At 60.8% G+C, this 25,433-nt stretch carries 27 protein-coding genes; 7 read left to right on the forward strand and 20 right to left on the reverse strand.

Translation table 11 applies throughout. The features are described from left to right. Window positions 1–65: 65 nt before the first annotated feature. From CFII64_RS30035 to CFII64_RS09395, 3 genes are all read left to right on the forward strand, one after another. Window positions 66–209 carry a hypothetical protein gene (locus CFII64_RS30035; protein ID WP_020290546.1) on the forward strand — a complete coding sequence of 48 codons (144 nt, stop codon included), beginning with the start codon at window positions 66–68 and terminating at the stop codon, window positions 207–209. 84 nt (window positions 210–293) lie between these two features. Continuing rightward, window positions 294–473: a hypothetical protein gene (locus CFII64_RS09390; protein ID WP_020290547.1), complete on the forward strand. Its 180-nt coding sequence runs from the start codon at window positions 294–296 to the stop codon at window positions 471–473. A 237-nt stretch (window positions 474–710) separates the two neighbouring features. Then, window positions 711–1,913, forward strand: coding sequence for an MFS transporter (locus CFII64_RS09395; protein WP_044901268.1), 1,203 nt, complete (start codon window positions 711–713; stop codon window positions 1,911–1,913). Here CFII64_RS09395 and arfB read toward each other — a convergent pair whose 3' ends face one another. The 5 genes from arfB to CFII64_RS09420 all read right to left on the reverse strand — a co-directional run bounded on the left by arfB (window position 1,914) and on the right by CFII64_RS09420 (window position 6,638). Beyond that, a complete protein-coding gene (gene arfB, locus CFII64_RS09400; RefSeq protein ID WP_020290549.1) occupies window positions 1,914–2,327 on the reverse strand; it encodes an alternative ribosome rescue aminoacyl-tRNA hydrolase ArfB in 414 nt (137 codons plus the stop codon). 96 nt (window positions 2,328–2,423) lie between these two features. Continuing rightward, the gene (locus CFII64_RS09405; protein WP_020290550.1) at window positions 2,424–3,833 is read right to left on the reverse strand and encodes an amino acid permease; all 1,410 of its coding nucleotides are present in this window, start codon (window positions 3,831–3,833) and stop codon (window positions 2,424–2,426) included. A gap of 327 nt (window positions 3,834–4,160) precedes the next feature. Next, window positions 4,161–4,952, reverse strand: a complete 792-nt coding sequence (locus tag CFII64_RS09410) for an ABC transporter permease (RefSeq protein ID WP_020290551.1) — start codon at window positions 4,950–4,952, stop codon at window positions 4,161–4,163. Further along, a complete protein-coding gene (locus tag CFII64_RS09415; RefSeq protein WP_020290552.1) occupies window positions 4,949–5,881 on the reverse strand; it encodes an ABC transporter ATP-binding protein in 933 nt (310 codons plus the stop codon). The genes CFII64_RS09410 and CFII64_RS09415 overlap by 4 nt, the downstream gene beginning before the upstream one ends. 133 nt (window positions 5,882–6,014) lie before the next feature. Then, window positions 6,015–6,638 carry a glutathione S-transferase family protein gene (locus tag CFII64_RS09420; protein WP_020290553.1) on the reverse strand — a complete coding sequence of 208 codons (624 nt, stop codon included), beginning with the start codon at window positions 6,636–6,638 and terminating at the stop codon, window positions 6,015–6,017. Between the two features lie 273 nt (window positions 6,639–6,911). Between CFII64_RS09420 and CFII64_RS09425 the strand changes: the two genes are divergently transcribed. The 3 genes from CFII64_RS09425 to CFII64_RS09435 all read left to right on the forward strand — a co-directional run bounded on the left by CFII64_RS09425 (window position 6,912) and on the right by CFII64_RS09435 (window position 13,403). After that, complete coding sequence (locus tag CFII64_RS09425) at window positions 6,912–9,359, forward strand: acyl-CoA dehydrogenase (protein WP_020290554.1); 2,448 nt, start codon at window positions 6,912–6,914, stop codon at window positions 9,357–9,359. An 85-nt stretch (window positions 9,360–9,444) separates the two neighbouring features. Further along, the gene (locus CFII64_RS09430) at window positions 9,445–9,855 is read left to right on the forward strand and encodes a PA2817 family protein (RefSeq protein WP_020290555.1); all 411 of its coding nucleotides are present in this window, start codon (window positions 9,445–9,447) and stop codon (window positions 9,853–9,855) included. A gap of 740 nt (window positions 9,856–10,595) precedes the next feature. Continuing rightward, complete coding sequence (locus CFII64_RS09435) at window positions 10,596–13,403, forward strand: winged helix-turn-helix domain-containing protein (protein ID WP_044901275.1); 2,808 nt, start codon at window positions 10,596–10,598, stop codon at window positions 13,401–13,403. A 360-nt stretch (window positions 13,404–13,763) separates the two neighbouring features. Here CFII64_RS09435 and CFII64_RS09440 read toward each other — a convergent pair whose 3' ends face one another. From CFII64_RS09440 to CFII64_RS09500, 13 genes are read right to left on the reverse strand one after another with little or no spacing between them, the layout of a single operon-like run. Then, complete coding sequence (locus tag CFII64_RS09440; protein ID WP_020290557.1) at window positions 13,764–14,810, reverse strand: EscU/YscU/HrcU family type III secretion system export apparatus switch protein; 1,047 nt, start codon at window positions 14,808–14,810, stop codon at window positions 13,764–13,766. Window positions 14,811–14,819: 9 nt separating this feature from the next. After that, window positions 14,820–15,632, reverse strand: coding sequence for a type III secretion system export apparatus subunit SctT (gene sctT, locus CFII64_RS09445; RefSeq protein ID WP_020290558.1), 813 nt, complete (start codon window positions 15,630–15,632; stop codon window positions 14,820–14,822). A gap of 6 nt (window positions 15,633–15,638) precedes the next feature. Continuing rightward, window positions 15,639–15,908: a type III secretion system export apparatus subunit SctS gene (gene sctS / locus CFII64_RS09450; RefSeq protein ID WP_020290559.1), complete on the reverse strand. Its 270-nt coding sequence runs from the start codon at window positions 15,906–15,908 to the stop codon at window positions 15,639–15,641. Between the two features lie 4 nt (window positions 15,909–15,912). Then, the gene (sctR, locus tag CFII64_RS09455; protein ID WP_020290560.1) at window positions 15,913–16,566 is read right to left on the reverse strand and encodes a type III secretion system export apparatus subunit SctR; all 654 of its coding nucleotides are present in this window, start codon (window positions 16,564–16,566) and stop codon (window positions 15,913–15,915) included. Continuing rightward, on the reverse strand, window positions 16,563–17,576 hold the full coding sequence (locus CFII64_RS09460; protein ID WP_020290561.1) for a FliM/FliN family flagellar motor switch protein: 1,014 nt from the start codon (window positions 17,574–17,576) through the stop codon (window positions 16,563–16,565). The genes sctR and CFII64_RS09460 overlap by 4 nt, the downstream gene beginning before the upstream one ends. Next, a complete protein-coding gene (locus tag CFII64_RS09465; RefSeq protein WP_020290562.1) occupies window positions 17,573–18,046 on the reverse strand; it encodes a hypothetical protein in 474 nt (157 codons plus the stop codon). The genes CFII64_RS09460 and CFII64_RS09465 overlap by 4 nt, the downstream gene beginning before the upstream one ends. 16 nt (window positions 18,047–18,062) lie before the next feature. Continuing rightward, on the reverse strand, window positions 18,063–19,391 hold the full coding sequence (locus CFII64_RS09470; RefSeq protein WP_020290563.1) for a FliI/YscN family ATPase: 1,329 nt from the start codon (window positions 19,389–19,391) through the stop codon (window positions 18,063–18,065). Further along, complete coding sequence (locus CFII64_RS09475) at window positions 19,388–19,981, reverse strand: FliH/SctL family protein (protein WP_020290564.1); 594 nt, start codon at window positions 19,979–19,981, stop codon at window positions 19,388–19,390. The genes CFII64_RS09470 and CFII64_RS09475 overlap by 4 nt, the downstream gene beginning before the upstream one ends. After that, complete coding sequence (locus tag CFII64_RS09480; RefSeq protein ID WP_020290565.1) at window positions 19,981–20,622, reverse strand: hypothetical protein; 642 nt, start codon at window positions 20,620–20,622, stop codon at window positions 19,981–19,983. Before CFII64_RS09480 ends, CFII64_RS09475 begins: the two co-directional genes overlap by 1 nt. Next, window positions 20,619–21,401, reverse strand: coding sequence for a type III secretion system inner membrane ring lipoprotein SctJ (gene sctJ, locus CFII64_RS09485; RefSeq protein ID WP_020290566.1), 783 nt, complete (start codon window positions 21,399–21,401; stop codon window positions 20,619–20,621). Before sctJ ends, CFII64_RS09480 begins: the two co-directional genes overlap by 4 nt. A 4-nt stretch (window positions 21,402–21,405) precedes the next feature. Further along, window positions 21,406–21,870, reverse strand: coding sequence for a hypothetical protein (locus CFII64_RS09490; protein ID WP_044901269.1), 465 nt, complete (start codon window positions 21,868–21,870; stop codon window positions 21,406–21,408). A 12-nt stretch (window positions 21,871–21,882) separates the two neighbouring features. Then, window positions 21,883–22,098 carry a hypothetical protein gene (locus CFII64_RS09495; RefSeq protein WP_020290568.1) on the reverse strand — a complete coding sequence of 72 codons (216 nt, stop codon included), beginning with the start codon at window positions 22,096–22,098 and terminating at the stop codon, window positions 21,883–21,885. A gap of 32 nt (window positions 22,099–22,130) precedes the next feature. Then, window positions 22,131–22,724 (reverse strand): hypothetical protein, encoded by a 594-nt coding sequence (locus CFII64_RS09500; protein WP_020290569.1) that lies wholly within the window; start codon window positions 22,722–22,724, stop codon window positions 22,131–22,133. A gap of 142 nt (window positions 22,725–22,866) precedes the next feature. Here CFII64_RS09500 and CFII64_RS09505 point away from each other — a divergent pair, with 142 nt between their 5' ends. Continuing rightward, the gene (locus CFII64_RS09505; RefSeq protein ID WP_020290570.1) at window positions 22,867–23,655 is read left to right on the forward strand and encodes a tetratricopeptide repeat protein; all 789 of its coding nucleotides are present in this window, start codon (window positions 22,867–22,869) and stop codon (window positions 23,653–23,655) included. A gap of 11 nt (window positions 23,656–23,666) precedes the next feature. On the opposite strand, the gene CFII64_RS09510 is transcribed toward CFII64_RS09505, so the two are convergent. Next, the gene (locus CFII64_RS09510; RefSeq protein WP_020290571.1) at window positions 23,667–24,095 is read right to left on the reverse strand and encodes a hypothetical protein; all 429 of its coding nucleotides are present in this window, start codon (window positions 24,093–24,095) and stop codon (window positions 23,667–23,669) included. Between the two features lie 13 nt (window positions 24,096–24,108). Beyond that, the gene (locus CFII64_RS09515; RefSeq protein ID WP_044901276.1) at window positions 24,109–25,395 is read right to left on the reverse strand and encodes a type II and III secretion system protein family protein; all 1,287 of its coding nucleotides are present in this window, start codon (window positions 25,393–25,395) and stop codon (window positions 24,109–24,111) included. Window positions 25,396–25,433: the final 38 nt, after the last annotated feature.

The following is a 25,433-nucleotide window of genomic DNA, read 5'->3' on the forward strand; positions in this document are numbered from 1 at the left end:
GCCCAAGCTTTTAGAAGCACGGTTCTGCCCAGCAACCAGAAAAATCTTGCGAAGGAGCGACGACGATGCATGAAATCCCAAACTTCCCCCCGAGCCAGAGTGAACCCGAGCAGTCAACATTGGCGCAGCTGGAACTCGGTCAAGTGGTCGAGATGAAAGCCGCCAGCACGCAGGTTGAAGACTGCCAGCCAGCCTCCAGCGAAGACTGAAGGCGATTTTTTTCAGGCGTATCGAAAACCGGTTTTGCCGAGTTTCCATACGCCTGAAAATGCCGAGACAAGTGGATCCCCTCCATGACTGAATTCACCGAAACCCAGGCCAACGCCCTGATCGGCACCGCCGAGAAGATGATTAACGTCTGGTCGCGCTTGAGCCCTGAAAAGAAACAGGCCCTGCTCGAACGCTTCGGCAGCGAAGAAAAAGCCTTGGCCGCATTGGTGACCACCCAGTTGCTGGCGCCCGCAAAAAACTGACTGCAAACGAACCGGTGGGAGCGAGCTTGCTCGCGAAGAGGCCGGTTCATCCAGATTTCGTTCCCGCGTTTGTTACAGAGCCTTCGCCAGCAAGCTTGCTTCCCCAGGGTTCGCCCCAAATCCCAATCAGTATTTTGCTTCACCCCTCCCGGTAACCCTTCATACGCCGCTATCATGGCGCACTTGATTAGCCTGCTAAGCTTCTGCCCTCCCCGCCGTAACCTGGACCGCTTATTCATGCCAGACACCCATTCTTCACAACGACCCATGGCCGTCACGCTGCAGGTCGTTTCCATCGTCTTATTCACCTTCATCGGCTACCTGAATATCGGCATCCCGCTGGCCGTGCTGCCCGGTTACGTCCACACCGATCTGGGCTTCGGCGCGGTGGTAGCCGGTCTGGTGATCAGCGTGCAATATCTGGCAACCCTGCTGAGTCGCCCGTATTCCAGCCGCCTCATCGATAACCTGGGCAGCAAGAAAGCGGTGCTATTCGGCCTGGCCGGTTGCGGCCTGAGTGGCGTGCTGATGCTCTTGTCGAGCTGGCTACAGGGCTGGCCCGTTGCAAGTCTGGTCTGTCTGTTTATCGGTCGAGTGGTACTGGGCAGCGCGGAAAGTCTGGTGGGCTCGGGGTCGATTGGTTGGGGCATCGGCCGCGTCGGGGCGAAGAACACCGCCAAAGTGATTTCCTGGAACGGCATCGCCAGCTACGGCGCGCTGGCCATCGGTGCGCCGTTGGGTGTGCTGATGGTCGGTGAACTGGGGTTGTGGAGCATGGGCGTGAGCATCATGTTGCTGGCCGGGCTGGGCCTGGCGCTGGCGTGGAAGAAGGAACCCGCGCCCATCGTGCATGGCGAACGCCTGCCTTTCATGCATGTACTGGGTCGAGTCTTTCCCCACGGCATGGGCCTGGCGCTGGGTTCCATTGGTTTCGGCACCATCGCCACCTTTATTACCCTGTATTACGCCAGTCACAGCTGGCCAAACGCCGTGCTGTGCCTGAGCCTGTTCGGCGGCTGCTTTATCGCGGCGCGACTGCTGTTCGGCAACTTGATCAATCGCCTGGGCGGTTTCCGGGTGGCGATTGCCTGCCTATCAGTAGAAAGCCTCGGCTTGCTGTTGTTGTGGCTCGCGCCGTCACCGGAACTGGCCCTGGCGGGCGCGGCGTTGACAGGCTTCGGCTTTTCCCTGGTGTTTCCGGCCTTGGGCGTCGAAGCCGTCAACCTCGTCCCGGCGTCCAGCCGTGGCGCAGCGGTGGGCGCTTATTCGCTGTTCATTGATCTGTCGCTGGGGATTACCGGCCCGGTGGCGGGCGCAATCGCGGGAGGATTCGGCTTCTCGTCGATTTTCCTGTTCGCCGCCATCGCCTCACTCAGCGGTCTGGGCGTAAGCGTGTACCTGTTCAAGCAAGCCAAAGCGATGCGCGAACAGCGGGTCTGATCAGAAATCGACCTTGCCGCGCCCGGCCTTGATCGAACCGCGCTTGGTCTTGCCCTCCAGCCGACGCTTCTTCGAGCCCAGCGTTGGTTTGGTCGGGCGGCGCTTCTTTTCCACTTTGGTGGCGCTGACGATCAGCTCCACCAGACGCTCCAGCGCATCGGCGCGATTCTGTTCCTGAGTGCGATATTGCTGGGCCTTGATGATCAGCACGCCATCGCTGGTGATGCGGCTGTCACGCAGGGCCAGCAGCCGCTCCTTATAGAACGGCGGCAGGGACGAAGCGTTGATGTCGAAGCGCAAGTGCATCGCGCTGGAAACCTTGTTGACGTTCTGCCCGCCCGCACCCTGGGCGCGAATCGCAGTCAATTCGATTTCGGCATCCGGCAGATGCACATTGTTGGAAATCACCAGCATGGGTCAAAACTACAGTGGAACGAGGGCCGTCAGGATAACCGTTGCTCCCATAAAAAACCCGGTCGCATGGACCGGGCTTTCCAACCGCCGCTGTTCTCAACCTGCCTGATGCAGCTCGGCGGCCGCGCTGCGTTTGCTCTTGATGCGGTAGCACACCCACATCAGCAGCAGCCACACCGGAATCGCGTACACCGAAACCTGGATACCCGGAATCATCAGCATGATGCCGAGAATGAACACCACAAACGCCAGGCACACGTAGTTGCCGTACGGATACCACAAGGCCTTGAACAGCGGCACTTGCTGGGTGCGGTTCATGTGCTGGCGAAACTTGAGGTGCGAATAGCTGATCATCGCCCAGTTGATGACCAGCGTGGCCACCACCAGCGACATCAGCAGTTCAAGGGCACTGTGCGGAATCAGGTAGTTGAGCAGCACCGCGACAAACGTCACCAGCGCCGAAACGAAAATCGCCCGCACCGGCACACCACGCTTGTCGACCTGCGCCAGTGAGCGCGGCGCATCGCCCTGCTCGGCCATGCCCAGCAGCATGCGGCTGTTGCAGTAAGTGCCGCTGTTGTAGACCGACAATGCAGCGGTCAGCACCACAAAGTTGAGGATGTGCGCGGCGGTGTCGCTGCCCAGCATCGAAAACACCTGCACGAACGGGCTGCCGCTGTACTCGTCACCCGAGGCATTGAGGCTGGCCAGCAGGCTGTCCCAAGGCGTGAGCGACAGCAGCACCACCAAGGCGCCAATGTAGAAAATCAGGATCCGGTAGATCACCTGATTGATCGCCTTGGGGATCACGGTGCGTGGCTGATCGGCTTCGGCGGCGGTGAAGCCGAGCATTTCCAGGCCACCGAAGGAGAACATGATGATCGCCAGAGCCATCACCAGGCCCATGACCCCATTGGGAAAGAAGCCGCCGTGTTCCCACAGGTTACTGACCGATGCCTGCGGCCCGCCATTACCGCTGACCAGCAGATAACTGCCCAGGGCGATCATGCCCAGAATCGCTACGACCTTGATGATGGCAAACCAGAATTCGGCTTCACCGAAGACTTTGACGTTGGCCAGGTTGACGGCGTTGATCATCAGGAAGAATACCGCCGCCGAGGCCCAGCTCGGAATTTCCGGCCACCAGTAATGGATGTACTTGCCCACGGCGGTCAGTTCGGACATGCCCACCAGGATGTACAGGATCCAGCAGTTCCAGCCGGACAGGAACCCGGCAAAACCGCCCCAGTATTTGTGTGCGAAGTGGCTGAAGGAGCCGGCGACCGGCTCCTCGACGATCATCTCGCCGAGCTGGCGCATGATCATGAAGGCAATGAAGCCGCAGATCGCGTAACCGAGGATCATCGACGGACCCGCCGACTTGAGCACGCCTGCCGAACCCAGGAACAAGCCTGTGCCGATGGCGCCGCCCAGGGCGATCAGTTGGATGTGGCGATTTTTCAGCCCACGTTTCAGCTCGCCGGAGGACGAGAGGTGTTCACTCATTGGATAGTCACCTGGTTGTTTTTGTCTGTGACGGAATCGAACCCGCAGCGCTTATGGCGCCGAGGAATGAAGTGCACAAGGCGGATAGCCCTGAACGAGTTGGATGCGCGAAGACGTCAGCAAGCCACAGAAAAAACGCGGGGAATTGTACACCGTTGGAGGGGGTTGGGGGATGGCGGAAGACTGTCACATTGGGGATTGTTGGAGCGAGGCTTGCCCGCGAAGGCCATTCACCGGTTTCAGAAAACCGGTGGATGTATCGGCCTCATCGCGGGCAAGGTGGATCACCACCCCGGTCGCTCCAACGGAGTCTGCGTTGTGCTGAAACTACTGACGCATCCCACGCCCGCTGACCAGCAACCGCGCGCAGCCCACATACAGGACGATGGTCGCGATGACCATGAACGCCATGGCGATGCTGATGCGGATGTCGGACACGCCGAGGATGCCGTAGCGGAAGGCGTTGACCATGTGCAGGACCGGGTTGGCCATGGACACGGTCTGCCAGAACGGCGGCAACAGATTGATCGAGTAAAACACGCCGCCCAGATAGGTCAGCGGCGTCAGCACGAAGGTCGGAATGATCGAGATGTCATCGAAGTTGCGGGCAAACACCGCATTGATGAAGCCCAGCAGCGAGAAGATCGTTGCCGTCAGCACCACGACGATCACCGTGATACCCAGGTGATGCACCTGCAGGTCGGTGAAGAACATCGACAGCAGGGTCACGATGACGCCGACCATCAAACCGCGCAACACGCCGCCCAGCACATAACCGACGAGAATGGTGTGCGGCGAAACCGGCGAAACCATCAGCTCTTCGACCGAACGCTGGAACTTCGCGCCGAAGAAGCTCGACACCACGTTGCCGTAGGAGTTGGTGATCACCGACATCATGATCAGGCCCGGCACGATGTACTGCATGTACGTGAAGCCGCCCATGTCGCCGATCTGCCGACCGATCAGGTTGCCGAAGATCACGAAGTACAGAACCATGGTGATCGCCGGCGGTAGCAGGGTCTGCGGCCAGATACGCATGAAACGGCGCACTTCGCGATAGACGATGGTGTTCAGGGCAACCAGGTTGGGGCGCAGCTCGGAGGTGGTTTCGTTGCTCATACCGCCACCTTCGCCAGATTTTTTTCCACCAGGGACACGAACAGCTCCTCGAGGCGATTGGTTTTATTGCGCAGGCTCAGCACTTCAATGTGCTGCGCGGCGAGTTGACCGAACAGCGCAGTGATGCCGATATTCTTGTCGACCTGGACTTCCAGGGTATGGCTGTCGAGCAGCTTGCTCGGATAACCAATCAGCTGCGGCGCACTCTGATACGAATCCTTGAGATCCAGCAGGAAGGTTTCGACGGTCATTTTATTGAGCAACTGCTTCATGCCGGTATTTTCGACAATCACGCCGTGGTCAATGATGCCGATGTTGCGACACAGCTGCTCGGCCTCTTCCAGATAGTGCGTGGTGAGGATGATCGTTGTGCCCTGCTCGTTCAGCTCGGTGAGAAAACCCCACATCGAACGCCGCAGCTCGATGTCCACGCCCGCCGTCGGTTCGTCGAGGATCAACAGGCGCGGTTCATGAATCAACGCACGAGCAATCATCAGGCGCCGCTTCATGCCGCCGGACAGCGAACGCGAAGGCACATCGCGCTTGTCCCACAAGCCCAGCTGCGTCAGGTAACGCTCGGCGCGCTCCTTGGCGATTTTCAGCGGGATGCCGTAGTAGCCGGCTTGGGTCACGACGATGTCGAAGGCTTTCTCGAACTGGTTGAAGTTGAATTCCTGGGGCACCACGCCAATACAGCGCTTGAGCGCCGCAGGTTCACGGTCCAGGTCGTGACCAAAGATATTCACTGTTCCGCTGGTCTTGTTGACCAGGGTCGAGATGATGCCGATGGTGGTGGATTTGCCGGCACCGTTGGGGCCGAGCAAGGCGAAGAAGTCACCTTCAGCGACGTCCAGATCGATACCACTCAGGGCCTGGAAACCGTTGCCGTAGGTTTTGGTTAGCTGCCGGATGGACAGAGCGGAACTCATATCGGAAAACGCACCAATGAAGGAAAGGAAAGAATAGATGAGGGCTGATGCCGTTGATTACAACCGCGACACAGCCAGGCAATGGTGCTTGGCTATGCCATTCAAGTACAGCGACATATATTGATAATACTTATCAGGTCAACGCGGTCATGACGGCCGATTGATAAGCCGGCCGCACTTTCAGACGCTCATACCAGGCTTGGAGATGATGCATCGCCGGACGTTCAATCGGCATTTCGAACCAGGCGTAGATAAAGCAGCCCAGTGGGATGTCGCCCATGCCGAACTCGTCGCCGGAGAGCCAAGGCTGGCTCGCCAGCGCCTCGTCCACCACAACCAGCAAACCTTGCACGGTCTTGATCGCGCCATTGATCTGCACCCAGTCCTGCTGCTCGGCCGGAGTGCGCAACACGCCCCAGAACACATGCCGAAACGGTTCGGCCAGGGTCGAAGTGGTCCAGTCCATCCATTTGTCGGCAGCCGCCCGCGCCTGAGGATCGGCTGGATATAACGCTGAATCCGGGGCGTATTGCGCGGCCAGGTAGCGCACGATGGCATTGGACTCCCAGAGCACGAAGTCGCCGTCTTCGATCATCGGCACGCGGCCATTGGGATTTTTTGCCCGGTATTCCTCGCCGTCCACCAGACCGAACGCGCCGCCGGCATCGATCGCTTCGTATGGCAGGCCCAGTTCTTCGGCGATCCACAGCGCCTTGCGCACGTTGGTAGAATTTTTGCGACCCCAGATTTTCAGCATTGGTAAGCCTCTGTAAACCGACGTTAGAGAAGTACTGAGGAGTTTACGCTGTGGGAGCGAGCTTGCTCGCGAAGACGTCGGTACAGCCGAAGATTTATTTGCGCCTCGAACATCGCTTTCGCGAGCAAGCTCACTCCCACCCTGCTCGATCACACACCGAACTCCCCCGCCCGCCAAGGGTCACTATCGATGCTCGCCGTGCTGTTCGCTTGACGGAACAGGACCTGGCTATTGATAGTGGTTCCTTGCCGCTGTCATCACGGAGGATTACTTATGCTGTTGTTGTGGATTGTTGCCCTGGTTGTCGGGATTGCCTGGCTGGCCCACCGGCGTGTAGCACCGATGCCCGCCCTGGGCGCGGTTGCCGTGTTCCTGCTGGCCATGGGGATTTTCAGCCATGCGCCGGGCTGGTTGCTGGCGATTTTCTGGATTCTGTTGCTGGCCGTGGCCCTGCCGCTGGCGCTGCCGGACCTGCGTCGCAAGCATTTCACTGCGCCGATGTTCTCCTGGTTCAAGAAAACCCTGCCGCCGATGTCCCAGACCGAACGCGATGCCATTGATGCGGGCACCGTCTGGTGGGATGGCGAGCTGTTCAGCGGGCGCCCGGACTGGGACCAGTTGCTGGCCTATCCCAAGGTCCAGCTGACCGAGGAAGAGCAAGCGTTCATCGACGGCCCGACTGAAGAGTTGTGCGCCATGGTCACAGACTGGGAAATCGGTCAGGCCATGGACCTGCCGCCGCGTGCCTGGGCGCATATCAAGGAACACGGCTTCTTCGCCCTGATCATCCCCAAGGAGTTCGGCGGCAAAGGTTTCTCGGCTTACGCGCATTCGCAAGTGGCAATGAAACTGGCGACCCGCAGCGGCGACCTGGCTTCCACGGTCATGGTCCCAAACTCCCTGGGCCCTGCCGAACTGCTGCTGCATTACGGCACCGACGAGCAGCGTAATCATTACCTGCCGCGTCTGGCCCGGGGCGATGATATTCCATGTTTCGCCCTCACCGGCCCGCTGGCCGGGTCCGATGCCGGAGCAATGCCCGACACCGGGATTATCTGCAAAGGTCAGTGGCAAGGCGAAGAAGTCATTGGTCTGCGCCTGAACTGGGAAAAACGCTACATCACCCTCGGCCCGGTCGCGACCCTGCTCGGTTTGGCGTTCAAGGCCTTCGACCCCGAGCATTTGCTGGGCGACGAGGAAGACATCGGCATCACCCTGGCGCTCATCCCGACGGACACGCCGGGTGTGGAAATCGGTCGTCGTCACCTGCCATTGGGCGCAGCCTTCATGAATGGCCCGAACTCTGGCAAGGATGTTTTCATCCCGCTGGATTACCTGATCGGCGGCCAGGAAATGCTCGGCAAGGGCTGGATGATGCTGATGAACTGCCTGTCCGTAGGCCGTTCCATCTCGCTGCCCGCCGTGGGCACCGGCGCGGCCAAGTTCACCAGTCTGGTGACCGGGCAATACGCGCAGGTTCGCGAGCAATTCAACGTGCCGCTGTCGGCGTTCGAAGGTATTCAGGAATCCCTGGCACGGATCGGCGGCAATGCCTGGCTGATGGACAGCGCGCGCATGCTCACCGCCAACGCGGTGGATCTGGGCGAGAAACCGTCGGTGCTGTCGGCGATCCTCAAGTATCACCTGACCGAACGCGGCCGCGAATGCATCACCCACGCCATGGACGTACATGGTGGCAAGGGCATCATCATGGGCCCGAACAACTATCTGGGCCGCAACTGGCAAGGTGCGCCGATTTTCATCACGGTGGAAGGCGCGAATATCCTGTCGCGCAACCTGATGATCTTCGGCCAGGGGGCGATTCGCTGCCATCCGTTCGTCCTCAAGGAAATGGCCCTGGCCGGCCGTGAAGACCACGACCAGGCTTTGGCCGAGTTCGACACGCTGCTGCTCAAGCACATCGGTTTCGCGGTGAGCAACGCGGCGAGTACGTTCATTCTCAACCTGGGCTTCGGTCGTTTCGAAGCCGCGCCGGGCGACAGCCTGAGCCAGGGTTACTTCCGGGCGCTGAATCGTCAGGCAGCGGCGTTTGCCATGCTGGCGGACCTGAGCATGATGCTGCTGGGCGGCGAGCTGAAACGTCGGGAACGCCTGTCGGCACGCCTCGGCGACGTGTTGAGCCATTTGTATCTGGCTTCAGCGGCGCTCAAGCGTTATCACGATCTGGATTACCCGCAACACCTGCAACCGCTGTTCCGCTGGGCCATGGAAGAGGCGCTGGGCGAGTCGGAGCGTGCGCTGGACGAGTTGCTCAGCAACTTCCCGAGTCGTGTATTAGGCGCGGTATTGCGCGTGGTGACCTTCCCGTTCGGTCGCCGCCACAAAGGGCCGTCGGACGCACTGGATGCCGAAGTCGCCGCCGTTCTGGGTCGCGGCAAAGGCGATCCAACCCTGGAAGAATTGCTGGCTGGCTGCTATCGCCCGCAAGATCCTGACGATGCAGTCGGCGCCTTGCAACACGCCAGCGACTTGCTGAGCGCCGCTGCGCCGCTGCACAAAAAGCTGCACATCGCGGTCAAAGGTGGTCAGCTGCATCCGGCTGCTGGCGAGCACATCATTGATGCAGCCTTGCATGCTGGCGTGTTGCAGCCGCTGGAGGCCGAGACTCTGCGCGCCGCCGAAGCCGCGCGCCGCAAAGTGATCGACGTGGATGATTTTGCCAAGGAAGAGCTGACCCTGACCGAGGGCAAGATCCGCTAATCGATAGATCTTGTCAGGCCAACCACACAGCGGGCGCGCAGAGCTTTATACTCTCGCGCCCGTTTTTGCTATTGAGGATTGAACCATGGCCGACGCCACTCTCGACCACCAACTGAACCTGCTGGCACACCTGCGCAGCATCCTGGTCGCGCTGGGCGAGGCCGAGCAGGTTCCCGAAGAAAGCCATGCGCTGTTCATGGAGCGCTTCGACGAACTGATGACCCTGCTGCCCCAGGACCCGATCGAAAGCCAATACCTGGGCCAGGACATTCTCTGCCAGGTGATCCAGCGCTATCCGCAGATCGCCCATCTGGTGCCCCGCGACCTGCTGTGGTTTTTCGCCGGTGATTGCCTGCACTTCATGCCGGACGAAGAAATCGCCCTGTATCAATCGCTGGAAGAGCGCCGCTACGAAGCCGAACAGAACGAAGAACCGTTTGACTGGAATCGTGAGAAGCAACTTCTGTCCATGCCGACTCAGGGCAGTAAACATTAAGCTGAGATCTGCCGCGCTATCGCGCTGCTTCAAGTTTGAACTGTGATGGATTTCGCAAAGTTCCCTTGAAGCGGCGCTGCAGCAAAACCGCCCTTTAAATATTCCGCCCGCCTGACATTTAAGAAAAATGTCCTACCTTGGTGTGCGACACTTCGGGCAAGTTTGATTTCATTATGCCAGCACGGCAGAATTGCCAAACTCTAGTATGCATGGCGCTATTCCAACAGACGATACGCGTTCGCCACAGCACATCCATACAAGGCGCACAGGCAGTTCGTCGGCAGATAAACTCAATATGCAAAATACATCCATCGTCGGATTCCCGACTCTATTCAGTGTGATTATTCGGATTCCCGAACAGTCGACGACAAGACTGAGAACCTGTAATTAAGTTCCTGACTTTATTTATGCACTTAACTTCGACTTCGCACATAACTTGGCTGGCACATAATCTGCTTACTGCTTAAAGTCTGGCAACTTCAGGCACTATAAGTATCAATCGCCTGATAGTCGCCCAGTTATGGTGCATTGTTCGTCCTCCGAGTGATGGTTCTGTGAAAAACATGGGTCGACATGTCCCGTTGCGGCGCATGGCCGCTTCGGCTTGTTGGCGGCATTAATCGTCGATAACCCGAAACAGTAACTATTGGGCGCGACAATGCTGCGCAATGAACATGAATAACGAAAAAAAGGCGCATGACCTGATCGCCGATAAGAACCTCATTCATAAAGGTTTACTGATGAATTCCCTGACAGCCAGAAGCTCCGACGCAGCCTCCGACCGAGATACGGATGGGCCCGGCGCGGACGACGCGATCTGCTTCGGTCCGTTCGCGCTCTACGCCCAGCAGCACTTGCTGCTCAAGAACGGCGAACCGGTGTCACTGGGCAGCCGGGCCTTGCTGTTGCTGATCGCCATGGTCAGCCGCGCCGGAGAACTGCTGGAGAAAGCCGAACTGATGGCGCTGGTCTGGCCCCGAGTCGTCGTCGAAGAATGCAACCTGCGCGCGCAAGTCGTTACCCTGCGGCGCGCCTTGGGCGGCGATGGGGAGTTTGGCTACATCGTCACCGTCCCCGGCCGCGGCTATCGCTTCATGGCACCCGTTACGTTGCAGCCGGTTTCCCGACAAATCGCCGCAGAACCAGAGACGTCTTCGGATTTGCCGGCAATGATGAGCGAAGTCATTGGCCGGGGCGCATTGCTCGACGCGCTTGACGAGCAACTGGAGTTGCGTCGCTTCGTAACCATTACCGGTCCTGGCGGAATCGGCAAAACCACGCTGGCACTGGCCTTGGCCAACCGCATGGTGCCGCGCTTTCCCCAAGGCGTCAGGCTGATCGACCTGGCTTCGGTGACGGCCGGGCAACTGGTGCATGTGGTCATCGCCTCGGCGCTGGGCCTCAATTGCGCTCCGGAAGGCGCATTGCTGGCCATCGCTCAGCGTTTGGCTGAGGGCAAAACCCTGCTGGTGCTGGACAATTGCGAGCAGGTGCTTGAGGAAACCGCTCGCGCGGTGGAAAACATTCTGCGCAACGCCGCGCAATGTTGCGTACTGATCACCAGCCGCGAACCGCTGCACGCCGAGGGCGAGTTCGTCCATGATCTGGCGGCGCTCGAAGTGCCCAGCGCCAACGCCAACCTCAGCGCTGTCCAGGCCATGGATTATTCGGCTATCCGACTGTTCGTCGAGCGTGTCGCCGCCCACGACCTGAATTACCAGTTGAGTGATCCTGACGTTGCGGCCGCCATCGCCATTTGCCGCAAGCTCGACGGCAACGCGCTGGCCATAGAAATCGCCGCCGCCCGGGTCCGCGCTTTTGGCATCGTGCCGCTGGTGGAATTGCTCGATGGCAGCTTCCGTCTCCAGATGACTGGCCGCCGTACGGCCCTGCCGCGCCATCGAACCCTGAGCGCGGCGCTGGATTGGACCTACGCGATTCTGGCTGCCGACGAACAGGCGATGTTGCGCCAGCTTTCGGTGTTCAGCGGCTCGTTCAGCCTGAATGCCGTAAAGGCCGTGGTCGAAATCGGTACCGAACAGGCGCAGGATTCGGCGCAGCTGTTGGAAAACCTGATGGACAAGTCGCTGCTGATTGCCACTGAGGACGGCCCGGGCAAACGCTATCGGCTGCTGGAAACCACGCGCTTGTACGCCAGTGAAAAACTGACCCGGAACGACGAAAGCAATGTGACCTCCCGCCGCCATGCCAACTTCGTTCTGGATCAGCTGCGTGGCGCGGTGCAGGACTTGCTCAGCACCGAACCTCAAGACTGGCTGGCGCTTTACGGCCCGGAAATCGACAGCGTTCGCTCGGCGCTGGATTGGGCTTACTGCGCCGATGGCGATCCGGTGCTGGGGGTCGAACTGACCTTGGTGAGCATCCCGCTGTGGCTGCGCCTGTCACTGATCGGCGAAGGTCAAGACTGGGTCAACCGGGGTTTGCAGGCCGGAGCGGACGGCATGCCGATCCTGCCTCGACAACGCATGCAACTGCTGACCCTTTCCGCCAGCGTCATGGTGCTGGCCTACGGCGGCGGCGCGCACGTGCGCCAGGCGTGGCTGCAGATCAGCGCCGATGCCGACTTGCTGGAGGATGCCGAACACCAGCTTCGCGCGTTGTGGGGGCTGTGGAATGACTGTTGCTGTCGCAATCAACACAGCGAGGCGCTGGAACTCGCCAACCGCTATATCCAGCTGAACAACGTTGCGGGCAGCAGCGACCGGCAATTGCTCGGCAACCGCATGCGCGCCACAAGTCAGTTCTACATGGCTGACCTGGAAGGCGCTCGCCGGTCGATCACCGAAGCGCTGTGCTCGCCGCGCTCGGCCAACGCGCACATCATCGACATGCATTTCGACCAGCCGGTCGCTGCGCGCTCGCTCAAGGCGCAGATCCAGCTGCTGCAAGGCAATGTCGGCCCGGCGCTGCTTACCATCGACGAAAATGTTGGCCAGGCGATCAGCCTCAACCACCCCGCTACCCTGTGGTACTCGCTGTGCATGAGCGCGCTGCCGTCCACCTTGCTGGTCGGCCATCTGCAGAAATTCGGCTATTACCTGGGCTTGCTGCAAGACAGCATGGCCGGGCACGACCTGCCTCTCTGGCAACAATTCAGCATTTGCTTCGAGAGCATTCTGTTGATTCGCCAGGGCGCGCCGGAAGAAGCCGTGCCGCGCCTGGGCGAAGTCTTGCAGCGCCTGCAAGATCACGGCGACAGCCCGCTGCACTGCTTGATTCGCAGCGAATACGCGCAAGGTCTGGCGATGCTCGGCCTGGAGCAATTGGGTCTTGAGGTGATCAGCGACACGCTGCATACCGCCCAGAGCCGCAATGAACGCTGGTTCCTGCCGGAGCTGTTGCGGATCAAGGCGCAGTTGCTGCTCGGGCAAGGCTTGCCGTCACTGCTGCCGCTGGTGCGTAGCACCTTGTCCGAGGCTCATGGCGAAGCCCGGAAACAAGGCGCCAGTTTCTGGACCTCGCGCATCGCCGCCGACCTGGCCAGGCTGCAAGAGCCGGAGCTGGTGTGCATTAGCCGCTCGTTGTAGACACCGTCCTGATCCTCACCACACACAGACCCCTTAGGACCGGCTTTAGCCGGGAGCAGGCAGGTGCATTCGCAGCAGTTGCGTCGCCAGACCTTCCGCCCCGGCTAAAGCCGGTCCTACGGATCCTGTCTGCTGGCCGACATTACCGTGTAAGCGACACGTTGGAGGCTTGTATGTTTAGACTTGAATGGGTGGGTGGGCGCGTTTTTCGGGGACAAGTCCCCTCCTACCGGTTTGTATCTGCCCGGTAGGACCGGACTTGTCCGGGAAGAACGATAACGCGGTGGATCTTGCCCACCGAGGTGCCCGGTTCGCGGGCAAGCCACGCTCCAACAGAGCGGTGCTGGGCTGTGCTCTGCATCAAATCAACCGCGCGGCCACCAACAAGTCGGCCACGGCCTGGAAGGTGGTGTCCGGGACCGGGTCGCCGGGGACGGCGCGGCGGGCGATGGTGGCGGCGAGTTTTGCGTCCATGGCGTGAGCGATGCCTAATGCGGCGGCTTCGGCAAGCATGCGCGGTGCTTCCTGAGGATCGGCGCGGCACACCACAATCGGCACCGGCGTCTCGCCGCGCACATAGCGCACGCCCACCACCCAGCCGTTGGCAGTGCCGATCATCAGCGACGCGCGGCCCAGCCCCAGCTTGGTCGCCAGAGCCTGCATTTCCCGACGCTGCCGCTGGCGTTCGTTCTTGATCATCGGGTCACCGTCGACATCCTTGCGTTCGCGCTTCTGCTCGCTGCGGGTCATTTTCATGTCGCGGCCGAACAACCAGCGCTGCATCAATACATCCACGGCGCCCACCAGCAGGAATGCCGCCAGCACGGTAAACATCAGCGGTTTGAGCACCAGGTAAAACGTCGATTCGATACAGCCCGCCCCGCAACGGGAAGACTCCATCAACGCCTGCAACGCATTGCGGCCCACCACGTAAAATGCCAGCGCCAACAAATGCACCTTGACCAGTCCCTTGAGGAATTCAATGAAACTGCGCATCGAAAAGATGCGTTTGAAACCTTCCGCCGGATTGATCCGTTTGAAGTCAGGTTTGACCGGCTCGACCGCCAGCACTACGCCGCGCATGGTGATGATATTGGTCAGGATCACCACCCCGACGGTCACTCCAACCACCGGCAAGGTAATCCCAAGCACTAACTGCTCGGCGGTGTCCAGAATCCGCGGCCACACCGAATTGAACGGTTCGATGTAGATCAGCGCCACCAAGTCGATCAGCGCTGTTACCTGCGCTTCGGCCCTTGGGACCATGATCGAGATGCACAAGGTGCAGAACAGAATGACCATGCCCGACACCAGGTCCTGGCTTTTCGCAACCTGGCCTTTCTCCCGCGCGTCGCGGAGTTTCTTGTCCGTGGCCGGCTGGGATTTTTCTTCGCTGGTGTCACCCATCAATGCGCCTCATTGGGTGGTGACCAAGGTCTTGAGAAAATCGACGGTGCCGCGAAACTCCGCCAGCTGGTCAAGCATCACCGGGATCAGGAAGCCGATGTAGATCACCATCAGGATGGTGAAAAACAGGTTTTTCACCGGCAGCGACAGGTCGAAGATGTGCAAGCTCGGCGCCATGCGCGACAGGTAAGCCAGCATCAAATCAGTGACCAGCAGGCAAATGATCAACGGTGAAACCATCAGCACGCCGATGCGCATCACCTGATCCAGAATTGCCAGCACCGCCATCAGCGCCGAGCTGGCGAACAGTGGCGTGAAAGCCGTCACGGGCCAGAGTTGGTAGCTGTGGTAATAGCCATCGACCATCAGGATGAAACCGCCGGACATGAAAAACAGGGTGATCAGCATCACGGTGAGCAAGGTCGCCATGACGCTGGACTCTCCCGACGACAGCGGGTCCACCAACTGCGCCATGGTCGAGCCGCGCTGCAGGTCGATCAATTCCCCCGCCACTTCAGCGGCCCAGAACGGAATACCGAACAACAGGCCGATGATCAGGCCAATGAGCATTTCCTTGATCATCAGCCCGGCAAGGAAAAAACTGCCGTGTTCGGGCATTGCAGTGAAGGATCCATAGACCGGCAGGAACATCGGAATGGCGATAGCCACCGCGACGCAGCCACGAATCATCCCGGTCAGGCCCAGGCGATTGAACGCTGGCGTGATGACCACTACGCCCATGGCGCGACTCGCCGATAACGCAGCAGAACTGATCACCGGGTAGGCGACTTCGAGGAATTGGTTGGCGAGGCCCGGATCCATACCGGGTCAGCGCGTCCACAAGGGGAAGTTATCGAGCACCTGATTGCCCAGTTCCAGCACCTGGCTGGCCAGCAACGGCCCGACGAACACGATCACCAGCAGCACCGCCACCAGCTTGACCACCTGCGGCAAGGTCTGGTCCTGAATCTGGGTCAAGGCCTGCAACAACCCGACACTCAGGCCGACGACGATTGCCACACCCAGCGCTGGCGCCGACAGCAACAACACGGTCATCAGCGCCTGATTCATCAACGAAAGAAATACGTCCTGGCCCATGGCTTCACCCGTAACTCAGAATCAGGCCGTGCATCAAGCGCGACCAGCCGCTCAGCGCGACGAAAAGAAAGATCTTCAGCGGTATCGAGATCAGCGTCGGCGAAACCATGGACATACCCATGGCCATCAACACGTTGGCGACCAACAGATCCACCACCAGAAACGGGATGTACAACAGAAAGCCAATTTCGAAGGCGCGGGTCAGTTCCGAGCTGACGAATGCCGGGATCAGCACCACCAGATCGTCGTCGCGCAGGTCAGCGCGGGCTTCCGGGGACCAGATGGTTTCCGTGGCCTGCACGAAAAATCCTCGCTCGCTTTCATTGGCGAAACGCGACAGATGCGCCTGTAACGGCGGCCGTAGCGCTTCGCCGAACTCCTTGAGCTGTTCGACGTTCTCCATGTTCAGATTGCGCCCTTCCACCTGCCGGTACATGTCACCCATCAGCGGCGTGGTCACGTACACCGAGAGGATCAGCGCGATGCCGTACAGCACCAGATTCGGCGGCGTCTGCTGCACGCCCAGGGCATTGCGAATCAGGAACAGCACCACGGAAATTTTCATGAAACCGGTCATGGTCACCACGGCCAGCGGGATCAGGCCGATGGTGGCGACAACCAGAATGATTTCAATCAGGTTTGGCTGATAGCCATTCATACAGTGGCGAAGCTCAGCAGACGCACGCCCAGCCCGTCGCCGATTTTCACCAGTTGCCCCTGGCCGATGCGCCGACCATTGACCATCAGGTCCACGCCGTCATGCAACTGCGGCGTCAACTGCACCAGGCTGCCCGCGCCCAACTCGCGCAACTGCGCCAGCGACATCTCGACACTGCCGACCTGACACACCAGTTTCAGTGGTAGCTCGTCCAGGGTCGAATCCAGGCCTTGCCCTTCAGCGGTTGCAGTCATGGGATGTTCCTTCATTGAGTTCATGGCAATGGGTTGTTCCAGCAGCTTCAGGGTGTTGCCATCCAGTTCAGCCCGGGCTTGCAGATGCGCGTCAAGAACCAGCCGCAGCTGGCCTTCCGGCCACTGTTCCAGCATGACCACATCGCCCGGATTCAGGCTGCGCAGCTCGCTGATGTTCAGCCAGGCCTCGCCGCGCTCAACCGCCAGCGGCAGATGCAACAGCGGCGGTTCTGCACTCGCCGGGGTGGCATGTCGGTCGAGCAAATCGGCGACCAGTTCCGCGCTTGCCTGACTCATGTGCAGCGACAATCCCACTGGCTGTGCCTGGCCGATCTGTACGGCCAGGGTCGTGTTCAGCGTCAACGGCTGAGTGATGAAGCCAGCGGGTTCGATCACCGAGACCGGCAACTCTGCCAGCTGCTCGACACGCTCGATCAAGGGCAACAATGCCCACTCCAGCAGCATCGAACAGGCCAGGCTTTGCGGGTCGATCATTACGCAATCCGGCAGACTCAGTGCTTGCCAGACTTGCACCGGCAAATTCAATCGCAGCCTGTTTTCGCCCACTTGCAGGGCAATCTCGATGCCGGTTTCCAGCGGCTGCACAGCGCTCGCCCATTGCACGCCAAATGCATGCCCGGCGCATTCCAGCTGCGACGTTTCGCGTCGACGCTGCAGGCGGTTATGCAGCGCCAGCAGGTGCGGATCGTGCCACTCCAGCCAGGCCAGCTCCGGCTCGTTCTCGCGACAGGTCATGGCGCACCTGCGGGCGATGCTCGGGGGATCTCATCGGCCTCTTCGCGATGTTCACCGGCGCGGCGTTCATCCTGCACGCGCACCTCCAGCAACGACTGGCAAGCCTCGGACTGACGCTGCCGAGCCATGCGCGCCACGCGGAACACTTCCCGCTCGCGCTCCTGCTCATCGAGCGTTTGAGCCACCTGTTCGACGCTACCTTCCAGTTGCTGCTGACCGTCCGCCCATTCATCAAGCTGCGCCTGCGCGGCATGCCAGGCATTGATCGACAAACCTTCGCTAAACAAGCCGTAGACCTTCTCTGCTTCACGGGCGACGGCTGCGCGGTGCAAACGTAATTTTTCCTTGGCGTCGTCCAACGCATCGCTGGTTTCGCGACAGCGTTGCTGCTGGGCGGCCAACTGGCTGGAAGCACGTTGCTCGCGCAATTGCCGCAGGACTTGCAGGCTGCGTAAATCATTGGTTTTCATTGCGCCTCCAGAGTTTTCATGCCAGCACCTTGCGCATGTGTTTCAAGGTTTCAGCGGGGCTGCTTGGCTCACTGGCGCCCTGGCGCATGAACGCCTCGATGGCGTCATGCCGGGCGATGGCTTCGTCCGCCAACGGATCGCTGCCGGGCGCATATTCACCGACGCGGATGAGCATTTCGATTTCATTACGCCGGGCCATCAACTCGCGAATACGCATGGCCAGGCGCCGTTGCTCTTCGCTGGAGACCTGATCCATCAAGCGGCTGCGACTGCGCAACACATCGACGGCCGGGAAATAGTTGCGTTGGGCAAGTTCGGCGCTGAGCACGATATGACCGTCAAGAATCGATCGCGCCTCTTCGGCCACCGGGTCCATGGACGCGTCGCCTTCGGTCAGCACGGTGTACAGCGCGGTGATGCTGCCGGTGGGGCCGGGACCGGCGCGCTCCAGCAGGCGCGGCAAGGCGGAAAAAAACGAAGGCGGATAACCGCGCCGGGTCGGCGGTTCTCCCACCGCCAGGCCAATTTCCCGTTGGGCACGGGCAAAGCGGGTAAGGCTGTCCATCAGCAACAACACGTTGCGGCCCTGATCGCGATGATATTCAGCCAGTGCCGTGGCAACGAACGCCGCGCGCACCCGTTCGGCGGCGGGCCGATCCGAGGTTGCGACCACCGCGACGGTCCGCGCCCGCGCTGCGGCGTCGAGTTGCACGTCGAGCAATTCGCGCACTTCCCGGCCGCGCTCGCCGATCAGGCCAATGACGATCACGTCGGCATCGGTGTTGCGCACGATGCTCGCCAACAATGAGGATTTGCCGACACCCGGCTCGCCAAAAATGCCCATGCGCTGCCCTTGGGCAAGGGTCAGCAGGCCGTCGATGGAACGCACGCCGAGGGCCATGGGATTGACGATCAACTGGCGGCTGAATGGGGCTGGCGGCTCGGCATGCAGGGGATACCGTTGCAACACGCCAATCGGCGGCACGCCATCGCCGTCCAGGTAATCGCCCATGGGGCTGATGACCCGCCCCAGTTGCGCATCGCCGACGCTGACGCCGAGGGTTTCGCCTGTTGCAGTGATTTCCGTGCGGGTCGACAAGCCTTCCATGGAACCGATAGGTGACAGGATCGCTTCGTCTTCATCGAAACCGATGACTTCAGCGGCAAGGCTGCGACCGCTGCTCGGGTCGCGCAGTTGGCACAGTTCACCAATCCGCACTCCGGCAACACTGGCGCGCAGCAGCACGCCACGAATGCTGCGGATGGTGCCTTTCATCGGCCGCAAGCGCGCCTGACTGAAGCGCTCGGCCAGACGCGGCATGATGTCGTCGAGGACGATGCTCATGGCAGCGCCTCATCGGCAAACGGCAGCAGGCTGCGGCGCAAGGTTTGCAGCTGAACATCGAGTCCCAGCTCCACCGAACCCACGGGACTGCTCAACCGCGCTTGCCCCGGCAGCAATTGATCATCGGTTTCCACCGCGATGCCCGACAGGTTATCGCCCTCGACTTTCAAGCGTCGCCGCAGCGCATCGGCTTCCAGACGCGGCACAAATAAGGTCAGCGCCTGATCCTGACGAAACGCGGTCAGTGCCTTGCGCGTGCAGCGCAGCACACGTTCGGCATCGTCCATGTCATCAAGCACTTCGCGCACGATGCCCAGCGCCAGATCGGCCAGCGAAGTTTCCAGCCCCGCCAGCCAGGCATCGACGCGCTGTGAGGTATCGCTGAGCAATACGCTGACCTCTTCGGCACCTTGCTGACGGGCGCTTGCAAAGCCTTCGGCACGGGCCTGTTCGAGCCACTGAGCACTTTCGGTCTTGATCGCTTGCGCCTGATCCCGTGCCGCCTGCAGGAAGGCGTAACCGTCGATCCATTGTTCGGCGTGTGCGGCGCGCAAAATCCGCGCGGCGGGACGGCTTGGGAGGTCGCTCATCAGGCAAGCTCCTCGACAGGTTCAGCAAGGGTGGCGGCCGCCCTGCGGATAATTTTCACATCCAGCGATCCGTTGCCATCCTGGCCGTCCTGCATAGCCGGGTCGTCGAAGCGCAAGCGCAACCAGCCGCGCAGCGCTGGCGATTGGGCGTGCAACCAGGCCGAGATGCAGGCTGCGCCGTCGCGGTCGATGGCTTGCAGCAACTCGGCGGGCTGGCGCAGCAAATCCGCAGCACCGGCCAGCGGGCGATTGGCGAGAGCAAGGCTGAACACATCGTTGCCCAGCAACTGGCGCACCTGGCTGACCACATCGCTGCGAATCTCGCGGCTGAGGGTCGCGCCATGCCAGATTGCGCCGCACAGGCGCGGCAAGCGTCTGAAGCTGTCGGGCGTCAGCAGCAACACGGGCAAATCCGGTGCATCCGGAGCTGGTGCGGCAGCCAGCGGTTGCAAATTGAAGCGGCTCATCAATAGCCGCAACGAGCGCTCCTGAAAACGTGGCGCATCACGAAAAGCCACCAGTTGCCCGGCGCTCAAAGCCTCGGGAAAACACCCGGCCAGATGCTCGGCGCGAACAAACTTCAGCGGCTGCTCCAGCAACTCGCGCCACTGTTCCTGCTGCCTGGTAGCGACGTCACTCATGCAACATCCTCCACCACATACAGGGCTTGCGAGCGACGACGTTGCCAGTGTTGCCAGCCGAGAACGCCGGCCAGCGCCAGGCCGATCAGCAGCAGAGCACCGAACATCAAGCGCGCGCGGGGCACGTTGTCTTCGAGCATCCACAGGCCCATGAAACTGGCCAGGCGCGGCTGGGCATTGACGCCGTTGCGGGCGACGGCGGCCTTGATCGCGGTGACGGAAACGCCCTCGTAGCTCAAGCCGGAAATGCCGTTGGCCACCAGGGTCTTGATTTGCGGGATCAATTGATTGATGTCGGTGCCGGGGTCATAGCGCACCAGCACCGACGCCGAAGACGGGGAAATAACCCGCTTGAGCAAGTCGTTGTCCGGCAACACCACATGCACCCGCGCGGCGATGATGCCGTCGATCTGCGAGACGCTGTTGGACAGTTCTTCGCTCAAGGCATAGACCATTTGCGCGCGCTCCTGCACCGGCGACGACACCAGACCGTTACCCTTGAAGACCGCGCCCATATTGGAGAACGATTGTCCCGGCAATCCGGCATCGTCAAGCCGTGCCATGGCTTCGGCGAAACGTTTTTCGTCCACCACCACCGTGAGCTGGCCGTTGTCCTGCACCTTGCGCGAAGCCGGAATCCCGTCGCGCAGCAGGACCGCAACCATGGCGTTGGCCTCGCGCTCGCCGAGGTTGGTGTACAGATCGATATCACAGGCCTGCAACAGTCCGGCGAAGGCAACGACGATCATCAGGCGCACGGCACGACAGCGGCTGGACATAGGTTTATTGACCTTTGAGTAACGTGTTGGCGGAGCCGGATATCTGCGTCGCGCCGCGTACCACCATCTGGGTTTCGATGGAGTAGTCGAACATCTTGCCCAGCGAGTGGACGATCTGATCGACCTGTTGCTCGCCGACTTTCTTCGGCGGCTGGCCGGAGCTGGTGCCGTTCGCTGAGGCGGCCTGCGGTGCGGCGGGAGGTTGCGCGCTGGCCGCAGGCGGCGCAGCGCCCGGTGTCGGTCCGTTGGTCAGCACATCGGCGCGCTCGGAAAAACTCCGAGAACGGTCAATGAAGCCGTTGAGCCGCTCCATCAGGCCGTCGCCAATCTGATGGGGACTGGCGCCTTCCGGCATGCCCTTGGCATTGCCGGCCATGTGTTCGAAGAGGTTCTGGGAAGCCTGTACGCCTCCCGGTCCTCCTGACGGCGGCAATGCCGCCGTGGCTGTCGCTGCGAGACTTGCAGTCATGGCGTGAACCTTTTATTCGTCGTCTTCGGACGACTGGGCTTCGTTCAGCATTTCCTGGGCGCGAGGCATGATGATGAACTGCCCGCCGATGGTGACGGCCTGGGTCACCAAGGCTTCGGTGAGTTCGTCATCGCTGAGCTCGCTCTTGGAGTTATCCACAGCAGCATTGAACTGCGCTTCCGGATTGGCGCTGGCGCTGGTGGTGCTATCAATTGGGCTGACTGACATGGGTAGTTCTCCAGGGGTTGAGTAATGTGTGGTTAGTTACTGACTTCGGTGACGACACCGCCACGAAACACCCGCACGCCGCGCTCACGTACTGCTTGCGCGGCGACCGGTGGCTGTTGGTGATCCACATGTTGCGCGACCATCGCCAGATAGGCCGGCGGGCCGGAGACAAACAGTTCCTCGCCATCCGGACCGGGACGCACCGACATCTGCTTGCCGTAGACGTCGAGGCTGGCCAGGTAATCCTGCAATTGTTCGAGGTTCTGGCCCTTGGCCTTGAACAGCCGGGTGCCGGTTTCCGCATCGGTGGTGAGATACAGAATGTTGCCGTCGAAGTACCAGCTCAGGCCGTTGGAATCGCAGAGCAGGGTGAGGAAATCGCCTGCGGATTCGCCGCGCACGTTGCTCCGAGACTGGCCACGCACCTTGTCCGAGAGCACCACGATCAGGCCCAGGTTATGGCCGAACTCTTCCAGCGCGGCACGCACGTCCTGCTCGACCAATACGTAGGCATAGGGAGTGGCGAACCAGCTCGGATTTTCGCCGTCATCTTCGGTCTGGGCCTGCAAAGATGAGGACAGCAGAACGCCAATCAACACCATCACAATCAGGCTTGGCTTACGCATAGTCGCGAGCTCCCTGCGCCTGCATCGGGACAATGACCGGCCGGGCAGCTTTACGCACATAACGGTCGCTATTGACGGTCAAGTCGATAAAATGACGTTCCCGTCGGGCAGCCCTGCCGTCCTCGCCCAGAGAGCCTTGTTTATGCCCAAGCGTTTTGCCTCTACGTTGTTGTTGCTGGCCAGCGTCGCGCTGGCGTCCTGCACGACTCAACCGAAAACCGATGGCAGCTACGACCGCTTCATGCGGCTGGCCAGCGACCTGGAAAAACGCGGCGACACCACCACTGCCGCAGCGCTCTACGAAAAAGCCACTCAGCAACCCGACGCGCAACTCGCGGCCTGGCTGAAACTGGGTGAAACACGTCTGGCCAGCAGCGATGCCCGTGGTGCCGAACGCGCCTATCAGCAAGCGCTGGAACTCAAGCCCGACAGCGCTGATGCACTGCTGGGCCTGGGCACTACGCAAGTGCACCTGGGCAAACTCGACCGCGCAGTGACCGCCTTGACTCAGGCCAGCGCCGTTGCCGGTACCAGTCAGCCCGAAGCCCTCAATCGTCTGGGTATCGCGCAGATCCTGCGCGGCGACGCTGATGCGGCTCAGGCCGCGTTCAGCAAGAGTCTGGCGCTGGCACCCAACGATCTCGACACGCGCTGCAATCTGGCGCTGGCCTACGCCTTGGGCGACAAGCCGGAGCTGGCGCTGGACAGCATTCATGCCGTAAGTGAATCGCCCCGCGCCCTGCCCCGCCACCAGCGCAACGAGCTGTTGATCACGGTGCTGGCGGGTCGCGAAAAAGACCTCAAGGCGTTGAGCCTGGAAGACATTCCTGCGACTGAGCGCAAGAAACTGCTCACCGAGGCACGTCGCATCAAAGCCATCAAGGACCCGGTGACTCAGGCCCGCGAACTGGGGCTGGTGGATTCCCACTGATAACCTGCGGTTCATCGCACCTCCTGGCTGTCAGTCTTGGCTTGTTGTTCGGACTGACGCCGACGCAGCTCTTCGCGGTCGTAACCATCGATGTAAACCTGAGCCGCACGGCCCACCGGCGCGGCCATGGTCGGGCCGCTCGGGCGCCCTTGCATCAAGTCCGAACGCTGCTCGACCATCTGCAACAGCGTGAGATTGTTCGCGCAGCCCGGTGCCAGCAACGGCACGAAATCCTCATCGGTATCAAACTGGTCTTCGGCCGAAGGCTTGAGGCATTCCACGGGAATCAATTCCACACGACCATCGGCGCGAGTGATCGCCTGGTAATCCGGCGAGTAACTCGCGGGCTCCAGATGGGTCTTGCAGCCAGCCAACAGCGCGAGCAGCAGCCCGGCCAGCAACAGCGAATTCAGGGGCAGCGATGACGTTGCACTGTTCATGGTCGCTCCTTGATCAATTCATGTAGAAGCCAAACACGCCACCGCTGCGCGGACCGGCCGAAGCCGTGGTTGCGCTTGCGGGCCTGGTATCCAGCGGCGTCGCCAGAGTGCGGGCGCGCACCGGCTGGACCAGATACGGCGTGATCAGAATCACCAGTTCGGTTTCGTTGCGCTGGAAGCGCTTGGAGCGGAACAGATTGCCGAGGATCGGCATGTCGCCAAGCATCGGCACTTTCTCCACGTCCTGACTGCTTTCACGCTGGAACAGCCCGGCGATGGCGAAGGTCTGGCCGCTGCCGACTTCCACCCGCGTATCGGCGCGGCGTACCCGGAACGACGGCACTTGATAACCGTTGACGTTGACGGTGCTGGAGCCCATCAGGCTGCTGACTTCCGGGCGCACTTGCAGGGCGATACGGTCGTTGGGCAGCACGGTCGGGCTGAACAGCAGCGACACGCCGTATTGCTTGTATTCGATGCCCACCAGATCGCGATTGACCGGCACCGGCACGGCGACTTCGCCACCGGCCAGGAAGCTCGCGGTCTGGCCGGTCATGGCGGTGATATTAGGTTCAGCGAGGATTTCCAGAATGCCGTTGCTTTGCAGGGCTTCGAGCATTGCGTCGATATTGACGTTGCCCGAGGCAAGCCCGGCGCTGACCACGTTGGATGCGCCGGTCGCAGCGTCGGCGGCCAGCGCGCCACCGGTCAACAATCCGAACGAGAACGTGCCGTTGTTGAACAGCGCATTCCAGTTCACCCCGTAACGCAGCAATTCCGAGCGCGACACTTCGGCAAAACGCACGCGAATATTGACCTGCGCCGAGCCGCCATAGGACGCACTGTTGAGCGAAGTCTTGAATTCCTGCCCTTCGCTGCTGAGCAAAGCGTTCAGGTCAGTGGCTTCGCCGACGCTCTTGACCGCGCCCTTGGCCACCACTCGATTGCCTGCGCCGGTTATCTGCGCCGCGCTGTCGGGATGCAAATCCCGCAGCGGACGACTCACCGCCTGCGTGCTGCTGTTCACCGACAGATTCAACGTGGCGAGTTCTTCGCCTTCAGGGCTCAAGGCAATCAGGCTGGTCTGCCCGGCGGACTTGCCGAACACGTAGATCACCCCCGGCGACACCACTTGCAGATCGGCAATGCCCGGCTCGGCGACCAGCACCGAATCCACCGGCGCTTTAAAGTGCAGAATACGACCTTCACCGGGGGCCAGATCGATAGTGCCGGTGCTGCCTTTGGCGATGTTCTGCGCCTCGGCCAGTAAAGGCAGCAGCAACGCGCAGACGGCAGCCATCCAGAACCCGGCAAAGGCAGGTGTGCGAAACAGGGGGA

The sequence above is a fragment of the Pseudomonas sp. CFII64 genome (assembly GCF_000416235.1).
Taxonomy (GTDB): domain Bacteria; phylum Pseudomonadota; class Gammaproteobacteria; order Pseudomonadales; family Pseudomonadaceae; genus Aquipseudomonas.

Coding starts and splice junctions, on each gene's coding strand:
- CFII64_RS30035 (WP_020290546.1), top strand. CDS start 66: ATGCATGAAATCCCAAACTTCCCCCCGAGCCAGAGTGAACCCGAGCAG.
- CFII64_RS09390 (WP_020290547.1), top strand. CDS start 294: ATGACTGAATTCACCGAAACCCAGGCCAACGCCCTGATCGGCACCGCC.
- CFII64_RS09395 (WP_044901268.1), top strand. CDS start 711: ATGCCAGACACCCATTCTTCACAACGACCCATGGCCGTCACGCTGCAG.
- arfB (WP_020290549.1), bottom strand. CDS start 2,327: ATGCTGGTGATTTCCAACAATGTGCATCTGCCGGATGCCGAAATCGAA.
- CFII64_RS09405 (WP_020290550.1), bottom strand. CDS start 3,833: ATGAGTGAACACCTCTCGTCCTCCGGCGAGCTGAAACGTGGGCTGAAA.
- CFII64_RS09410 (WP_020290551.1), bottom strand. CDS start 4,952: ATGAGCAACGAAACCACCTCCGAGCTGCGCCCCAACCTGGTTGCCCTG.
- CFII64_RS09415 (WP_020290552.1), bottom strand. CDS start 5,881: ATGAGTTCCGCTCTGTCCATCCGGCAGCTAACCAAAACCTACGGCAAC.
- CFII64_RS09420 (WP_020290553.1), bottom strand. CDS start 6,638: ATGCTGAAAATCTGGGGTCGCAAAAATTCTACCAACGTGCGCAAGGCG.
- CFII64_RS09425 (WP_020290554.1), top strand. CDS start 6,912: ATGCTGTTGTTGTGGATTGTTGCCCTGGTTGTCGGGATTGCCTGGCTG.
- CFII64_RS09430 (WP_020290555.1), top strand. CDS start 9,445: ATGGCCGACGCCACTCTCGACCACCAACTGAACCTGCTGGCACACCTG.
- CFII64_RS09435 (WP_044901275.1), top strand. CDS start 10,596: ATGAATTCCCTGACAGCCAGAAGCTCCGACGCAGCCTCCGACCGAGAT.
- CFII64_RS09440 (WP_020290557.1), bottom strand. CDS start 14,810: ATGGGTGACACCAGCGAAGAAAAATCCCAGCCGGCCACGGACAAGAAA.
- sctT (WP_020290558.1), bottom strand. CDS start 15,632: ATGGATCCGGGCCTCGCCAACCAATTCCTCGAAGTCGCCTACCCGGTG.
- sctS (WP_020290559.1), bottom strand. CDS start 15,908: ATGGGCCAGGACGTATTTCTTTCGTTGATGAATCAGGCGCTGATGACC.
- sctR (WP_020290560.1), bottom strand. CDS start 16,566: ATGAATGGCTATCAGCCAAACCTGATTGAAATCATTCTGGTTGTCGCC.
- CFII64_RS09460 (WP_020290561.1), bottom strand. CDS start 17,576: ATGACCTGTCGCGAGAACGAGCCGGAGCTGGCCTGGCTGGAGTGGCAC.
- CFII64_RS09465 (WP_020290562.1), bottom strand. CDS start 18,046: ATGAAAACCAATGATTTACGCAGCCTGCAAGTCCTGCGGCAATTGCGC.
- CFII64_RS09470 (WP_020290563.1), bottom strand. CDS start 19,391: ATGAGCATCGTCCTCGACGACATCATGCCGCGTCTGGCCGAGCGCTTC.
- CFII64_RS09475 (WP_020290564.1), bottom strand. CDS start 19,981: ATGAGCGACCTCCCAAGCCGTCCCGCCGCGCGGATTTTGCGCGCCGCA.
- CFII64_RS09480 (WP_020290565.1), bottom strand. CDS start 20,622: ATGAGTGACGTCGCTACCAGGCAGCAGGAACAGTGGCGCGAGTTGCTG.
- sctJ (WP_020290566.1), bottom strand. CDS start 21,401: ATGTCCAGCCGCTGTCGTGCCGTGCGCCTGATGATCGTCGTTGCCTTC.
- CFII64_RS09490 (WP_044901269.1), bottom strand. CDS start 21,870: ATGACTGCAAGTCTCGCAGCGACAGCCACGGCGGCATTGCCGCCGTCA.
- CFII64_RS09495 (WP_020290568.1), bottom strand. CDS start 22,098: ATGTCAGTCAGCCCAATTGATAGCACCACCAGCGCCAGCGCCAATCCG.
- CFII64_RS09500 (WP_020290569.1), bottom strand. CDS start 22,724: ATGCGTAAGCCAAGCCTGATTGTGATGGTGTTGATTGGCGTTCTGCTG.
- CFII64_RS09505 (WP_020290570.1), top strand. CDS start 22,867: ATGCCCAAGCGTTTTGCCTCTACGTTGTTGTTGCTGGCCAGCGTCGCG.
- CFII64_RS09510 (WP_020290571.1), bottom strand. CDS start 24,095: ATGAACAGTGCAACGTCATCGCTGCCCCTGAATTCGCTGTTGCTGGCC.
- CFII64_RS09515 (WP_044901276.1), bottom strand. CDS start 25,395: ATGGCTGCCGTCTGCGCGTTGCTGCTGCCTTTACTGGCCGAGGCGCAG.